The organism is Streptomyces sp. NPDC104096 (assembly GCF_055584385.1).
The window spans coordinates 13,410-28,252 of the sequence record NZ_JBVJMD010000039.1 but is presented as its reverse complement, the minus strand read 5'-3'; the positions used below and the strand labels follow the sequence as shown (position 1 = coordinate 28,252).

At 69.6% G+C, this 14,843-nt stretch carries 15 protein-coding genes and 1 pseudogene; 9 read left to right on the top strand and 7 right to left on the bottom strand.

Annotated features, from left to right (window positions below; genetic code table 11):
* Positions 1 to 190: 190 nt before the first annotated feature.
* From ACZ60B_RS30235 to ACZ60B_RS30220, 4 genes are all read right to left on the bottom strand, one after another.
* Positions 191 to 664, bottom strand: a complete 474-nt coding sequence (locus tag ACZ60B_RS30235; RefSeq protein WP_469392464.1) for an FAD-dependent oxidoreductase — start codon at positions 662 to 664, stop codon at positions 191 to 193.
* Positions 636 to 1,106 carry a carboxymuconolactone decarboxylase family protein gene (locus ACZ60B_RS30230; RefSeq protein WP_469392461.1) on the bottom strand — a complete coding sequence of 157 codons (471 nt, stop codon included), beginning with the start codon at positions 1,104 to 1,106 and terminating at the stop codon, positions 636 to 638. The genes ACZ60B_RS30235 and ACZ60B_RS30230 overlap by 29 nt, the downstream gene beginning before the upstream one ends.
* A 206-nt stretch (positions 1,107 to 1,312) precedes the next feature.
* The gene (locus tag ACZ60B_RS30225; protein ID WP_469392459.1) at positions 1,313 to 1,516 is read right to left on the bottom strand and encodes a hypothetical protein; all 204 of its coding nucleotides are present in this window, start codon (positions 1,514 to 1,516) and stop codon (positions 1,313 to 1,315) included.
* 52 nt (positions 1,517 to 1,568) lie between these two features.
* Entirely contained in the window at positions 1,569 to 3,269 is a 1,701-nt protein-coding gene (locus ACZ60B_RS30220; RefSeq protein WP_469392582.1) for an L-aspartate oxidase, read from the bottom strand.
* Positions 3,270 to 3,577: 308 nt separating this feature from the next.
* Between ACZ60B_RS30220 and ACZ60B_RS30215 the strand changes: the two genes are divergently transcribed.
* The 4 genes from ACZ60B_RS30215 to ACZ60B_RS30200 all read left to right on the top strand — a co-directional run bounded on the left by ACZ60B_RS30215 (position 3,578) and on the right by ACZ60B_RS30200 (position 7,160).
* Positions 3,578 to 4,477 (top strand): RNA polymerase sigma-70 factor, encoded by a 900-nt coding sequence (locus tag ACZ60B_RS30215; protein WP_469392457.1) that lies wholly within the window; start codon positions 3,578 to 3,580, stop codon positions 4,475 to 4,477.
* A gap of 442 nt (positions 4,478 to 4,919) precedes the next feature.
* Positions 4,920 to 5,393, top strand: coding sequence for a carboxymuconolactone decarboxylase family protein (locus tag ACZ60B_RS30210; protein WP_469392580.1), 474 nt, complete (start codon positions 4,920 to 4,922; stop codon positions 5,391 to 5,393).
* Positions 5,394 to 5,501: 108 nt separating this feature from the next.
* Positions 5,502 to 5,942 carry an ATP-binding protein gene (locus ACZ60B_RS30205; protein ID WP_469392455.1) on the top strand — a complete coding sequence of 147 codons (441 nt, stop codon included), beginning with the start codon at positions 5,502 to 5,504 and terminating at the stop codon, positions 5,940 to 5,942.
* 900 nt (positions 5,943 to 6,842) lie between these two features.
* The gene (locus tag ACZ60B_RS30200; protein WP_469392453.1) at positions 6,843 to 7,160 is read left to right on the top strand and encodes a hypothetical protein; all 318 of its coding nucleotides are present in this window, start codon (positions 6,843 to 6,845) and stop codon (positions 7,158 to 7,160) included.
* Positions 7,161 to 7,216: 56 nt separating this feature from the next.
* Here ACZ60B_RS30200 and ACZ60B_RS30195 read toward each other — a convergent pair whose 3' ends face one another.
* Positions 7,217 to 8,047, bottom strand: a complete 831-nt coding sequence (locus tag ACZ60B_RS30195) for a helix-turn-helix transcriptional regulator (RefSeq protein WP_469392451.1) — start codon at positions 8,045 to 8,047, stop codon at positions 7,217 to 7,219.
* Between ACZ60B_RS30195 and ACZ60B_RS30190 the strand changes: the two are divergent.
* From ACZ60B_RS30190 to ACZ60B_RS30170, 5 genes and pseudogenes are all read left to right on the top strand, one after another.
* Positions 8,046 to 8,366 (top strand): annotated as a pseudogene (locus ACZ60B_RS30190) (hypothetical protein); the annotation flags it as partial. The gene ACZ60B_RS30195 and the pseudogene ACZ60B_RS30190 overlap by 2 nt on opposite strands.
* Positions 8,367 to 8,380: 14 nt before the next feature.
* On the top strand, positions 8,381 to 8,566 hold the full coding sequence (locus ACZ60B_RS30185) for a hypothetical protein (RefSeq protein WP_469392587.1): 186 nt from the start codon (positions 8,381 to 8,383) through the stop codon (positions 8,564 to 8,566).
* Between the two features lie 114 nt (positions 8,567 to 8,680).
* Positions 8,681 to 9,460 carry an SDR family NAD(P)-dependent oxidoreductase gene (locus ACZ60B_RS30180; RefSeq protein WP_469392449.1) on the top strand — a complete coding sequence of 260 codons (780 nt, stop codon included), beginning with the start codon at positions 8,681 to 8,683 and terminating at the stop codon, positions 9,458 to 9,460.
* Between the two features lie 150 nt (positions 9,461 to 9,610).
* Complete coding sequence (locus ACZ60B_RS30175) at positions 9,611 to 10,435, top strand: hypothetical protein (protein WP_469392447.1); 825 nt, start codon at positions 9,611 to 9,613, stop codon at positions 10,433 to 10,435.
* Positions 10,436 to 10,464: 29 nt separating this feature from the next.
* Positions 10,465 to 11,037, top strand: a complete 573-nt coding sequence (locus ACZ60B_RS30170) for a hypothetical protein (protein WP_469392445.1) — start codon at positions 10,465 to 10,467, stop codon at positions 11,035 to 11,037.
* Between the two features lie 230 nt (positions 11,038 to 11,267).
* On the opposite strand, the gene ACZ60B_RS30165 is transcribed toward ACZ60B_RS30170, so the two are convergent.
* Together ACZ60B_RS30165 and ACZ60B_RS30160 are read right to left on the bottom strand one after the other, a co-directional pair.
* Positions 11,268 to 13,232, bottom strand: coding sequence for a PP2C family protein-serine/threonine phosphatase (locus ACZ60B_RS30165; protein WP_469392443.1), 1,965 nt, complete (start codon positions 13,230 to 13,232; stop codon positions 11,268 to 11,270).
* Between the two features lie 561 nt (positions 13,233 to 13,793).
* Complete coding sequence (locus tag ACZ60B_RS30160; RefSeq protein ID WP_469392441.1) at positions 13,794 to 14,837, bottom strand: NADP-dependent oxidoreductase; 1,044 nt, start codon at positions 14,835 to 14,837, stop codon at positions 13,794 to 13,796.
* Between the last annotated feature and the right edge of the window lie 6 nt (positions 14,838 to 14,843).

Sequence of the window (14,843 nt, the reverse complement as noted above, 5' to 3'; positions counted from 1 at the left end):
CCTCGTGTGGAGAGGCCCGGAAACCGAGACCGCGATCGCTCGGTCGCCGCTGAGCCGGCCTCGGGTGGTCCGATCTTTCGGGTCCGAGGTGCCTCGACTTCCCCATCGGCGCTCCTGACAAGCTGACCGGACAGGCGGCGATCGTGTGACACCTCACTTACCGTGCAGGTGACGCGTCCGCCGGGCACACTCATGGCGCAAGGCCCGAGGCCACGGACTTCGCAGAGGGACATCGGGGTCGGACGGGCTCCTGCGTCCCCGCTGCGCGGGCGGCCGCGGCTGTCTCCTGGGCGGTCCGGCCGCCGCCGATGACGACGATGCGCGCACCGTCCGTGAAGCCGGCCTCGAGCCGCTCGCTGTCACCGACGCGCCGCAGGTACAGGACGTCGTCGCAGTCCGCGCCGGGCACCCAAAGCCGGCATGGGGACGAACCCGTCAAGTCGGCCCATCGGGTTGCGGACCGGCCTCGCCGCCAAGTGGGTAGGAACGGCGAGGCGGTTACGCCGGAAATGACCCGTCCGTGCCGCGGTCGGTGACTGCTGTGGCACGGACGGGTGGTGAGTGTCGGTCCTCTGGCGTCAGGCTCGGGACAGCGGAAGACCGACAGGCTCCGCCGCGCGCCTGCACGCGAACCGTCAGCCGAACATGCCGACCTGATAGTCACCGGCCGGCTGGCGGTTGATGACGTTGATGCGGTTGTAGGCGTTGATGAGTGCGATCAGCGAGATCAGTGCGGCCAGTTCGTCCGCGTCGTAGAACTTGGCGGCGCCGGCCCATGCCTCGTCCGTCACACCGGTCGGGCTGTCCGCGATGCGCGTGCCCTGCTCGGTCAGTTCCAGCGCGGCGCGCTCGGCATCGGTGAAGACGGTGGCCTCGCGCCATGTGGCCACCAGGTTCAGGCGCTGCTGCGTCTCTCCGGCTGCTGCGGCCTCCTTGGTGTGCATGTCGGTGCAGAAGCCACAGCCGTTGATCTGGCTGGCACGGATCTTCACCAGTTCCTGGGTGGCGGTCGGCAGGGCCGGAGCAATCACCTTGGCGGCCGAGTTCAGGTGTCTCATGACCTTGCCCGCGAGGCCGTTGCCGAAGTAGTCGATGCGTGCGTCCATGATGGGATCTCCTCACACGGTGAACGGGGTTACGACCTATTGACCGAGCACCCTGGCGGTTTGTGACACGAGGCCGCCGCGGTTCACAGCGGATGGTGTCCCTTTCTGTGCGCTTGTTGCGCCATGGGGAAAGGGCCTGCCGTTCCGCGAGGCGGACGGCAGGCCCTGGTACGGGTGAGAGCCGCAGGCGGGCCGACACTCGACGATCACTGCTGCTGCGCGAGCCAGTCGGTGAAACGGGTCTTCGCGAGGTGGGCGCCCGGGCCGGGCGGCAGGGTGTCCTCCCGCAACTCCGCACCGAAGTAGGGGGCGTGCACGTCCGTCACGACCTCACAGGGGTCGTCCTTGGCGGCGAGGCCCTCGCGGATCAGCAGAGAAGGCCGGTTCCACGCGTCTTTTGTGACGTACAACGGCCGTATCTTTGGTTGCTCTGTTCGCTGCCTGGTCAGGCATGCGCACGGGTTATTCGACGAGCTTTCCGTCGGTCGACACGTCCTCCATCAGGGAGGCGATCTCGTCCGGGATCTCGGAGATGCTTTCGCGCGTGATTCCGGTCCGGGGGGACCACACGAGGTTGACGCGCAGCGCGGGGTCCATGTCCGGGTGGTCGCTGCGGTTGTGGCACCCGCGTGTCTCCCGGCGTTCCAGGGCCGCTTCCAGGGTGGCTCTGGCCGCCAGCGCCGCGGACTTCAGGTCGAAGGCGTGCGCGAGGTCCTGGAATCCGGCGATGTCGGGGTGCACTCCGACGTCGTCCATCCGCTTCTCGACCGTCGCCAGTGCCGCCAGCCCGGTGCGCAGGCCCTCCTCGTCGCGGACGACACCGGCGTATTCGGTCATGATGTTGCGGATGGCGCGCTGCAGCGCGCGCACGTTCTCGGGTCCGTCCGCGGCGAGCAGGTCATCGACCTCCGCTCGAGCCTCGGCGACCGCGGAGGACGAGCGCGGCTGCGCGGTGAGCGACTCGGAATAGGCGGCCGCTGCCTGTCCTGTGATGCGGCCGTAGACCAGCAGCTCGATGAGGCTGTTGCCGCCCAGGCGGTTGGCGCCGTGCAGGCCGCTGGCTGCCTCCCCGATGGCGTACAGGCCGCGTACGTCCGTGCTGTGGTCCTCCGGTCGAACCCATACCCCACCCATCGAGTAGTGCGCCGTGGGAGCGACCTCGATCGGTTCCCGGGTGATGTCCAGCATCTGAAGGTCGAGCAGGGTCTGATACACCCGGGGGAGCCGCTGCATGATCGTCTGCCGGGGGAGGTGCGACACGTCCAGCCACACTCCGCCGTTCGCCGTGCCGCGGCCCTCCTTGATCTCCGTGTAGGAGGCCAGGGCGACCCGGTCCCGGGTGGAGAGTTCCATGCGCGCCGGGTCGTAGCGGCTCATGTACCTCTCGCCCAGGGCGTTGCGCAGCACGCCGCCTTCGCCGCGGGCGGCCTCGCTGACGAGCGTGCCCGCGGCGTTCTCGGGCTCGATGATCCCCGACGGGTGGAACTGGACGAGCTCGGGGTCGCGCAGCCGGGCTCCGGCCTCCACGGCCAGCCGGAAGGAGTCGCCCGTGTTCTCGTCCCGGCGGGAAGAGGTGCGTCGCCAGATCCGTGTGTGGCCGCCGGCGGCGAGGATGACGGCGTCGGCGTGGATGAGGTACCGCGTGCCGTTGGCGAGGTCGAAGCCATAGGCGCCGAAAACGGCGCCGTCATGGGTCAGGAGGCGGGTGATGTAGACGTTGTCGAGCACGGGTGTGTTCAGCCGGCCCGCGCGCCGGATGAGCGTCCGCTGGATCTCCAGGCCGGTGTAGTCGCCGGCGAAGGCGGTGCGGCGGAACTTGTGCGCGCCGAAGAAACGCTGCGAGATGCGGCCGTCCTCTTCCCGGGCGAAAGCCATGCCATAGCGCTCCAGGTCGTCGATACCGAGTGCGGCGCCCCGGGTGACGATCTCCGCGGTGCGGGGGTCGCCGAGCAGGTAGCTCTCCTTGAGGGTGTCGGCCGCGTGCTGCTGCCAGCTGTCCTCGGAATCCATCGTGGCCAGCGCGGCGTTGATCCCGCCGGCGGCGAGCGAGGTGTGGGTGTCCTCCTTGGGGCGCTTGCCCACGGCAATGACGTCGACACCGGCTTCCGCCAGTTCGATCGCGGCACGCAGGCCCGAGCCGCCGGTACCGATCACCAGCACCATGGTGGAAAGACGTTGTTCGGTGGCAACCACGACTGCTCCGATCGCTTGGTTGGGTCACCAGACAGGACCGGAGCGGGCGCCGGTTTGTGACACCGGGACGCGACGGCGAGTCCGGCGCGTGGGCGGCTCCGCGGCCCGGCGCACGCGCGCTCAGGTGAGTGGGACGCGGGAGAACAGCAGGTGAGGAGGGATGGGTGCAACGAGTGCCACGTTGTGTCGGTACGGGTTCACACGGGCCCACCCGTCCACTCGTACCGGCCCGGACGCGCGTAGCATGGCTGACGGACAGGCCAGAAGGGACGATTCCGATGTGCGCTGGTGCCCCATCCGACACCGACGACCGAGCGACCCGGGATTTCCTCGCGGTACGTCCCCAACTCTTCGGCATCGCCTATCGCGTACTCGGCAGCAGTACGGAGGCCGAGGACGTCGTGCAGGAGGCCTGGCTGCGCTGGCAGAACACCGATCGCACGACGGTCCGCGAGCCCGCCGCGTTCCTGACCGCGGTCGCCACCCGCTTGGCGATCAATGTCGCGCAGTCCGCGCGTGTGCGCCGCGAGTCCTACGTCGGGCCCTGGCTTCCCGAGCCCGTGGACACCAGCCAGGACCCCCAACTGGGTGCCGAGCGCGCCGAGGCCGTGGAAATGGCGGTTCTGCTGCTTCTGGAGAAGCTGAACCCGGTCGAGCGTGCCGCCTATGTGCTGCGCGAGGCTTTCGACTACCCCTACGCGCGCATCGCCGACATCCTGGAGACCAGCGACGCCAACGGCCGTCAGCTGGTGAGCCGTGCTCGGCGGCATCTTGCCGCCGAGCGCAGGGAGAGCGTCAGCCCGACCGCACACCGACGTCTGCTGGAGGTCTTCCTCTCCGCGGCGCGAACGGGTGACATGGCGGTTCTGGAAGACGTCCTGACGGCCGACGTCATCAGCTACGCGGACGGCGGCGGCATCCGCGGCGCGTCCAAGATCCCGGTCGTCGGCCGCGCACACGTCTCCCGTTACCTCGCGGCCTTCGCGCCCCGCTTCTGGCCGCAGGCGGAGGTCCGCTGGGTGGAGGCCAACGGGCAACCGGCCGTGCTGGTCGAATCCGGTGGGGACGAGGTCGCTCTGCTGTGCCTCGACGTCTCCTCGCAGGGCATCGAGCGGATCATGTGGGTGATGAACCCGGCCAAGCTCGAGCCCTACGTCGCGTCGCTGACGGCCGCTTGACCGGTTGCCGCAGGGCCGCGCAACGGGTGGACGTCGCAGGACCCGTTCTCCGGCCGTGCGGCGCCCTTCCCTTCTCGGTACTGCCGCTTTCCTTCCCCCCTGAGGCCGGCACTCCCGGCCTCGGGGTGACCTGGCGGCTCGGCCCGGTCGGACATGGCCCGGCGGCCGCGCCGTGCGCCCGGGGAGATCCCGGGTGAACACCATCACCTCGGCATCCGATCCGGCCCATCTCCTCGGGCAGTCGACCGAGGCCCCGGACTCCCAGCCGCTGGAGAACCACGCAACCGCCGCTCCAGCCATCCCCGCCGGCTTTCCATCACGCACCCGAACGCACCCGCGTGACCCGACGCAGCCTGTCCCTCGCTTCTGTCACATCCGCCGCGGGTGCCCGGTCAGACATACGCAAGCGTCCAGTACGACCAAGCCAAGCATGGAGACCGCAGTGGAACCCCGTCTGAACTACTTCACCCACCCCCTCGCGGGCAAAATCCTCAAGCACATCAACTCCGCTGCCAAGGCAGCATCCGATGCCGGGGTACCGCAACTGACGCAGGAACTGGTGAAGACCCGCGCGAGCCAGATCAACGGCTGCGGGTTCTGCACCGACATGCACACCAAGGACGCCGCCGCCGCGGGCGAGAGCGCGCAGCGCCTCAACCTGATCGCGACATGGCGGGAAGCCACTGTCTTCACCGACGCCGAACGCGCCGCCCTGGAACTCACCGAGCAGGGCACCCGGATCGCCGACGCCGCCGGTGGCGTCCCTGACGACGTCTGGGCGAACGCCGTCCAGCACTACGAGGAGGAACAACTGGTCGCGCTGATCTCTCTCATCGCGATCATCAACGCCTACAACCGCATCAACGTCATCAACCAGCAGCCCGCCGGTGGCTACGAGCCCGGAATGTTCGGCTAGACCGAGTCGGCCAGCCGGGAGGGGCCACCTCCTCCCCGCATCCGACGCCGGCCTGGGCATGGCCACCGTCGCACGCCCCATTCCCCCACAGCGCAAAGAGCCATCACCATGACCCAGAACCTCTCAGCACGGCACTTCGTTCCCCGGTCGGCTCCCGATCACCTCAAGTCGGTGTTCCGCAGCGCGGCAGCATGCCCGGAGAGCCTGTCGGTCCTACGTGCCGTGGCACGCGGCGCAGCCCGCCTATGGCAACTGCCCGCCGACATCGAGGACACCCTGGCCCTCGTCGTCAGCGAGCCGGCGACCAACGCCGTGATCCACAGCGGAAGCGAAGACCTGGCTCTGATCCTGGACCTGGACCTGGACCTGCGCGAGCACACCCTGCACATCGCAGTCCGAGACCGCGGCAACTGGAAACAGCCGGACACCCGTACGACCCCACCCGAGGACAGCACCAGCGGCCGCGGCCTGGACATCGTCCGTTCCAGCACCACCGCATCGGGCACTCACCGCACCACCACCGCATGGGCCAGCCTCGCACTGCCGTGACTGTCCGGGTCACTGCCGGCCCGGACGATCCCACTCTCGACCGCCCCCGCGCAGGCTCTCGATGAGGGTGTCGCGTGCGTCGCGCAGGCGTGCCTGAACCGGTCGCAGCGTCCGGCATCGCCTCCCCGCGCCGCATCGGGACGAGCGACGTCAACCGGCTGACCCGACGTCACATACGAACTGGCTGCCCCCGAGGTCTTGCCCGCACCACCGGTGGGCCGGTGCCCGGTCGGCTCCCGGCAGCGGCTCGCACAGCTCGCCTGACCCGCCGTTCATGACGGGCCTGATACCGGTCTCCCGCGAGCCTCGTTCTCCGGTGTGCCGGACGACCTGGCGCACCACGGGTTGCGAAGCCGATTGCGGCTACGCACCGCTCATGACGATGACCCGGGCCTCTTCGTCGCCTGAAGTGCTGCGGTTGCGGGTGCCGCACACCGGCACGAAAATCGTACAAAGATGCGTGATGTCCGCCGTAACGGCGTCGGCGACGCGCCGGCCGCTCCCATTTCGCTTGCGGCGGTCATGCCGCGACGCGGGCGTCGGCATGACCAGGCGATTCCAGCTCGACTCACCGAATGTCCCACGGCCGTGCTGTGCCCAGCGACAACACTCCCGCGGCACCACGGCGACGGCATCGAGGCGTGTGCGCGAGGTGATCAGAACATGAAGCCGTCCACCGCTCCAGCAGCAGTGGCCCCTGCCGTCGTACAGAGCGCCGACGGCGCCGGTCCCGGAAGCGCCGACCGCGCGGCCCGGCAAGGCGGAACCCCGTCCTCGCCCAGCACGCGACGCGGCCGATGGGTGTGTGCCATCGCCTGCGTCGCGCTCGCCGTTCCGCTGGGAGGAGCGGCCTCGGCCCAGGAAGCGTCTGCGGTCTCCGCCGGCCCACGGCAGGGCGCGATGGCACCCTCCGCCGACAGCGCCCCGTACACGTGTACCGTCCGGCCCGGCCCCTTCAAGTTCTGCGACAGGGTCGTCGCGCTTCCCGGCGAGACGGTGACCGTCTCGGTCAGCGATTCAGGGACGGTGACCCGGGGGGACTTCCAGGCCGTCAACCGCCAGACCCAGGAGGTGCTCGGCACGGTCCACGGCGTGCTGCCGCCATTCGGCGCTGCCGTCGTCTGGAGGAACGACACCGACCGCTCGGTGATCGTGGACCTGCTGGCGCGCGCGGACGACGAGGGCAGGATCGACGGGCAACTGGTCGCCGGAGGCTGACCGCCTGACCCCATCGTGCGCTCCGGGATCCGGCTCACCTCCCCGGCCTCGATCGGTCAGCCGGTGAGCAACTGCGTCCCGATCACGGAAAGGAGCGCCAGGCGGTCGGCGTCTTCGGTCCCGGGCTGGGCTGTGTAGACCATGATGCGCAGGTCGCTGCCGGCGGCGCTGAGGACGTCGCAGTCCAGGGTCAGTGCGCCGACATGGGGATGGTCGACGGTCTTGCGGCCGGCTTCGTGCTCGCCGACGGCGCCCGATTCCCACAGGTCGTTGAAGTGGCCGCTGCGACGGCGCAGTTCGGCGATGAGGGACTGCAGGTTCGCATCGCCGGGGTAGCGGCCGGAGGTGCGGCGCAGGTCGGCCACGAGCGCTGCCTGCAGTGCGCCTTTGGACTCCGGGGTGTGGCGTACCCGGCTGTCAGGGGTGAGGAAGTTGCGCCAGACCCCGTTGAGGTCATTGCCGTGCCATTCCCCCATGAGCGCCGTGTGGAGGGGGTTGGCGAGCAATTGGTTCCAGGCGGCGTCGAAGACGGCGACGGGCGTGCCGGCCAGACGGTCCAGCATGCGGTGGACACCGGGAGTGATGTGCCGCGGCACCGTGCCGGGGCCCGGTGGGACGTGGCCGGCCAGACGGAAGAGGTGGTCTCGTTCGCCCTGGGTGAGTCGCAGGGCGCGGGCCAGAGCCTCGACGATCTGAGGTGAGGGCCTGGTGGCGCGTCCCTGTTCCAGCCGCACGATGTAGTCGGCGGAGACGCCGGCCAGCTGGGACAGCTCCTCACGGCGCAGCCCGGCGGCGCGCCTGCGTCCGCCCGTGGACAGACCGACCGCCTGGGGCGAGACGCGATCGCGCCAGTGACGCAGGGCCGCCCCGAGTTCCGTGGTCGCCATGCCCTTGATTGTGGCAAGAGGGACGTTCGCCTGTCCTGGTACTGGCGTTCCTATGAAATCGGGACTACTGCCTGATCGTCCGTTTCCCGCCGACCGTGGAGGCATGACAGAGCCACGAACGCACGACACGGCCGGTGAGCCGGCTACTGCCTGCGACGACGTCTGCCTGTGCGTGCGCGCGGATGACGACGCCCTTGGGCCGGCCGACCGACTGCTCGAAGGACCGCGTCGCGGGACGGTCGTCGTCAACCACGGCAGCGGCCTGCCCGATAACGCCGTGCGGCTCGCCGAGCTGTGTGCGAAGGGTGATGTGGAGGCGTTGGACGCGCCAGGGTGGAGACGGGTCAGACCTCCGCCTGCCGCTCGCAGTACCAGGCGGAGCGCGGCACCGACGGCCTCCGGCGCATCGCCCGGATCACCTCGAAATACGAGAAGGAAAACCTCGAGCCGGTTCTGCGGGGCACCCGGCCCGCCGTCGACGCGGCAGGGCCGGCCGGCCACCGGCTCCTCGCCGGGTAGCCGGGCCGCAGGGGCTGCACCGTCGGCGAGCACCGCCTCGCTGCCGGCCGGCCCGAGGCCGTCGCCGAGACAGAACCGCGCCGAACACACTCACCCCCGAAAGGAACAGCTCTCATGAGCAAGCTCGCCCTCGTCACCGGCGCCACCTCCGGCATCGGCAAGGCATTCGCCGAACGCCTCGCCGCGAACGGCCACGACCTGATCATCGTCGGCCGCGACAAGGACCGCCTCGAGGAGTTCGCCGCCAGCCATCCCGGCGTCAAGGTCCGCACCGTCGCCGCCGACCTGTCCACCGACCTCGGGGCCGACACCGTAGCCGAGATCTGCGCCGACGAGCCGCTGACCACGCTCGTCAACAACGCCGGTGTCGCCCACTACATGCCGCTTGCCCAGCTGCCAGCCGACAAGGCCCGCGAACTCGTCCACGTCAAGGTCGTCGCCCCCACCTTGCTCACCCGCGCCGCCGTCGTCGGCATGCAGGAACGCGCCCACGGGAAGATCGTCAACGTGGCCGGGATGATCGCGTTCAGTGGCCCCGCCGACACGTCCGTCATGCCCCGCCGCGCCGTCTACGCGGGCTCGCTGGCCTACCTCGTCGCCATGTCCCAGACCCTCAGCGCCGAGCTGGCGGACACCGGCGTCCAGGTCCAGGTGCTGTGCCCCGGCGTCGTCGCCACCGAATTCCACACGCGCCAGGGAATCGACATGAGCATCGTGCCTCGCATGTCCGCCGAGGACGTCGTCACCGCCGGGCTGCGCGGCCTTGAGCTCGGCGAGGTCGTCTGCGCCCCCGGTGTCGAAGACGCCGGCCTCCTCGACGCCGTCTTTCAGGCCGACCTCGCCGCCTTCGGCGGACAGAGCCCCGAACTCGCCTCCCGCTACCGGGCCGACTGAACCAGTCGCATCGCACCGCAGGCCTTGGCGGCTGTGGACCGGGAGGGGTGGGACCGCAGCTTCGGCACGCTCTCGACGAGCGTGTGCCGGACACGGACCGGAGCCAGGCGGCTGAGCAGGGGCGGTGCGGGCCTTGCGGCCTGACGGCGGGTGTTCGCGCAGGCGCAGCGCGCCGGGCACCTGGATCCGGCCGCCGACGCCGAGGTGCTCGGCGGGCTGATCCTCACCACGCATCGCGGGCTCGAGGCGCTCGCCAAGGCGGGGGTCGACACGAAGACCGGGAACCGCATCGCCGGCGCCGCGATCGACAGCATCGCACTGCCGGTTCCTCATCCGGCCGGGCACACGTGCGCCGTGGCGAAGGTGGGTAGGGCTTCCCGGTCGTGGAGCGACGAGCGTGCGGTATCAGGGGACCGGTCGGGAGGAACTGTGGTGCTCTTGGATCAACTGCCTGCTCTGATAGGCGTTGTGGTCGGTTCGCTCGGTTCGTATGCCGTGCAGAGCCTGACCGAGAGTCGGCGGTGGAAGCGACAGCGCCAGGAGCGGTGGGACGAGAAGCGCTTCGAGACGTACGGCCGGTACGCCAGTGTCCTCAAGGCACAACTTCGCGTCGCCCACCGCATCGGTGCCGGGCTCGGATTCGCGGACGTGGCCGATCCGCTGCAGCCGGCCGAGGGCCTGTCGCTGCTTGCCGATGCGGAGTCGCGTCGTACGACGGAGTGGGAGTCGGTCCTGCTCGTCGGGGACGCGGCGACGATCGCCGCGGCGCGGCGCTGGCACGAGACGATCTGGACCATAGAGCTGCTCGTACGTGAAGGGCCGCTGGACGAAGAGATGTGGACCAGGGCCCATCGGCTGGCGAGCGCGGCGCGTGATGCCTTCTACGAGAGCGCACGGGGTGACCTCGGCATCGCGGGAGCTGCGCCCCCGTCCGGTGCGTGGCCACGGCAGTGGCGGGCCGAACTCTCCGAATGAGTGCCGAGTCGGTCCTTCCTCTCGCCCACATGCGGGTCCAGGACCGTCAGCCGGGCCCGTGGACTGTGCTCTTCTGCCCGACGGCGGCCGCCCTGGCCGTGAACTCTGGCCCACCACCGTTCTCGGTGGCCTTGAACCTCACGGAGGCTTTGATGCGTATCTCTTCGCTGCCGTACCTGGACGAGCACGCGACGGCCATCACCGCGGAGACCGACGAGGTCTGGCGCGCGCTGGTCGCGACACTGGACCGGTCCTTCTCGCGCCCCGGATGGGCCACCTGCACGAGGCTGGTGGGATGCGCCGACCGCTCGGTGTCCGGGCCACGTCCTCTTGCCGAAGGCTCGACGTTCCCCGGTTGGCGAGTGGTCGCCGCGGACCCGGGACGAGAGCTGGTCCTCCAGGGACGCCATCGTTTTTCGTCCTACGCCCTGATCTTCCGTATCGATCACATGGGTCCGGGGAGATCACGGCTACGGGCCGAAAGCCGGGCCGCTTTTCCCGGTCTGGCCGGCGGCCTCTACCGGCGGCTGCTCATCGGGACGGGCGGGCACGTGGTCGGCACACGGCGCCTTCTCTCAGCAGTCCGCCGCCGATCCGGGTAGCTCTAACACATTCACTGGCCATACGGTCCCGCTGGCCGGCCGCTGGAGGACTTGTGCGGCTCAGTGGTCGATACGCTGCCCGCGCGGAGCTGCCCTCCGCATCCCCACACGCGGATGATCCTTGCCCGTAAGGGTGGTCTGCCGACGGCAGCGCAGTGGCCGACCCGGCCGGCTGTCGTCCGCCGACCGGTCTCCTCCACGCCGATCGTGCGGCACGAGGCGAAGTGCCGTCAAAGGCGCCTGATCACCAGGACGGCCACGTCGTCGAGGTGGTCCACTGCCACCGCCGCGTCGAGGATCCGGTCGGCGACCGCCTCGGCGTTCAGTCTGTCGTGGACGGCTTGGGCGGCCAGTGTCGCGACCCGCTCCAGTCCGGCGTCCAGCGTGAGCCCCGGCCCTTCGACCACACCATCGGTAACCATGACGAGGGCGGTGCCCGCCTCCAAAGTGAAGGTTTCCTCGATGTAGTCGGTGCCGGAGAGGACACCCAGCACCGGACCGCCCGGCAGCTCGCGGATGTAGCTGCTGCCGTCCGCGCGTGCGCACAACAACGGCACATGTCCTGCGCTGGCGCCGGTGACCCGCCCGTCGTGTGGATCGATGTGCAGCATCGTGCAGCTGGCGAATCGTGTCGCGTCCATCGTGACAAGCAGTTCGTTGGCGCGCGTCAGCACGGTCGCCGGCTCCGCTTCGTGAGAGGCGATCGCGCGGATGGAGGTTCGCACCTGTCCCATGAAGGCGGCGGCCTCCACGTCATGACCTTGGCTGTCGCCGATCTCCACTGCCACCGCACCGTCGGGCATCACGAAGGCGTCGTACCAGTCGCCGCCGATGTCGAGCCCGTCTCGGCTGGGCCGGTAGCGGGCGGCAACCTCGAGGCCCGGGAGGTGCTCGGGCAGTGTCGGCAGCATGCTCTGCTGCATCGCGTCGGCCAGATCGACGCGGGCCTGCTGCAATCGGATGCGCCTGAGTGCCTGGCCTGCCAGGTCGGCCAGAGTACTCATGAGGGCACGCTCGTCCGGGGACGTGTGGTGCTCACTGTCATAGAACAGCGCCCAGGCCCCGAGCGGTTGATCGCCGATCGGACTGAGGGGGGCAACCGATATGCCGATGAAGGAGTCGAGCCACGGAACGCCGGCTGTCTGCGGCCAGCGGCGTATGAGTTCTTCGTGGTTGGGGATGAAGTACGGCATGCCTGTCCGGATCGCGCAGGTCATGGGCAGCGATTCATCGAGAGACAGTCCGTCCATGGCGTTCGTCTGTCGCGGGTCGCCCTGCGCATCGGAAGAGGCGTGCAGGAGCCCGGTGTCGTTGTCGAAGAGTGCGAGTACGGCAGCCGTGGCGCCGAACGTCGCTGCGACCCGTGTCAGGACGACCTGCTGCAGTTCCTGCTCGGTGGCGGAGCTGATCAGGGCGGCGGAGAAGGCGGCGATCTCATCGGCACGCTGGCGCTCGGCAACCAGCGTGGCCTGTGCTTTTCGCCGGCTCGCCTCCTGCCGGGTGTCGTCACGGAGTATTCCGAAGATTTGCTCAGGGCCGCCGTAGCCGAGCTGGAGGCGACGTTTCTGGCAGGCCAGGTGGTGCCACTCGTCGCTCTCGGTACGAAACCTCAGGCTGGTCCAGGGGGACCGGGCGGCGGGTGAGCACACGAGCCGCCTCAGGGCCTCCCGGTCATCCGGGTGAACTCGCCGAACGGCCTGGGACAAGGACGCAGAGTCATCCGGGAACAGCGCGGCCAGGGCGGGTGCGCCACCCAGCCACTGCAGACGGCGCCCGTGGCGTGCGTACATCCACACGCCGAGTTCCGCGGCGGCGGCCGCCAGCTGGAACGGAACCAGCAGTCCGCCCGGGTCGTTGTGCGCGTCCACCGAGTGCACCCACACCAGCCGCTCGCGACTCGTGGGATTGTTCACCGGGCGGGCCTCGATGAGGCTGAGTACGGACGCACTGGCCAGCGCCGAGAACATCAGCACGCGCATCGCGACGGTTTGCGTCGTGGCCCCGTGGGTCAGCAGGCTCTCGGCCGAGGCCCGCTGCGATTCGGGCAGCAAACCGGGAAAGCCGTGGCCTACGCACTGCTCCGTGAGCCTGCCCAGCGACGCGGCCATCGGGGCGTTGAGAGAGCGGATGGTGCCATCCAGCGCCAGCAGGGCTGACGGGGTGGGCCATCGAAGGAGTTCGTCCCAGGTGTCCATCTGTCACTCCATGGCAATCATCGAGCACAGGCCCAAATGATCCTCCACACCATATTCCGTCCCTTTCTTGCAAGATGCTCATATAAAGCGCCCGTGCAGTTAGGTATGTGCTATCTCGTATGTCTTTTCCTTTTGGTTCTCGGCGAGGTGCTCTACCAGGAATCAGGAGCATCCGTCCGCTTGCGCGACGGGCCGCGCCGGCGACGCGGCTGCACCAGGTAGCGCCGCCTGGCGCCCCTCGCTCACTCCTGTCCGGGCGCGGGCGTCCCGGATGCGCCCGTCGACTGCCGGGCCCGGCGCGCCGTCCGGCCGGGTTTCCCCGGTACCGGGCGGCAGGCCGATGGCCCCGGCTCTTGCTCACGGCCTTCGGGGTGACGTGGGCGGGGTGCGGTCCAGGTGCCGCCGGGGCGGCAGGTCAGGGACGCGCGTCCTCTGGGTGGGTGAGGTACGCCCGGGCCGGCGGGTTCCACCGCAGGCGGCGTACCTCGATGCCGTCGATCTCGCTGTCGCCCGGCGCGGCGTCCTGGCGGCCGGACTCCGTGGACCGGCACAGTGTCGTGGTTACCGCGGCCGCGTCGGTGAAGAGGCTTGTTCCTGGACGACGGTGAGTACGATCTTGCCCTGGATGTGTCCTCGGGCGGCACGTTCGTGCGCGGCCCGGGCATCGGCGAGCGCGAACGTGCTGTCGATGGCGACGCGGACTGTGCCCGCGTCGAGCAGGCGTCCCAGTTCGGCGAGCTGCGCGGCGTCCGAGCGGACCTGGGTGCCCGTGACGGTGATGCCCAGTCTCGCGGTCTCTTCTTCGTCGAACTCACCGAAGAACACGGGGAACTGGGAGCCGCCGCGTTTGATCGTGCGCAGGAATCGCCTGCTGTCGGGGCCGCCGACGGTGTCGAGCACGAGGTCGACGTCGTGTGCGAGTTCCTCGGGGCGGCTCGTGGTGTAGTCGATGAACTCGTCGGCGCCCAGCTTGCTCAGGAAGAGTTCATGCTCGCCCGACGCCACGGCGATGACACGTGCGCCCTTCCATTTCGCCAGCTGCAGGGCGAGGTGCCCCACACCGCCCGCGGCGCCGTTGATGAGCACCGTCGTGTCGGCGTCGAGCGGCACCGGGCGATGCTGCGCAGCCTGGAAGGGCGACGGGTGATCGTGTCCGAGGTCGATCAGGAACTGCCATGCGGTGAGCCCGGCCATGGGCGCTCCGGCGGCGTGCACGTGATCGATGCCGGCCGGCTTGACCGCGAGGTCCGACGCGGGCGCGGCCACGTACTCGGCGTAGGTGCTGCCGTCGAAGCCGGGGAAGCGAAGGAGGCCGAAGACCTCGTCGCCGACGGACAGGCCGTCCACATCCGCGGCGACCGCCTCGACGACGCCCGACAGGTCGGTCCCCGGGATCACGGGCAGGCTGAACTTCGGCCTCACGTGCGGAGGCAGGTTGGACATCCCGTCGCGCAGGTACCAGTCCGGCGGGTTGACGCCGACCGCGTGCACGCGGACGAGCACCTCGCCCGGCCCCGGCACGGGGATCGGCACCTCGTCGTAACGGAGCACTTCAGGGCCGCCGTGCTCGTGGAGCCGGACCGCCTTCATCGTGTGTGTCGGCATCGTGTT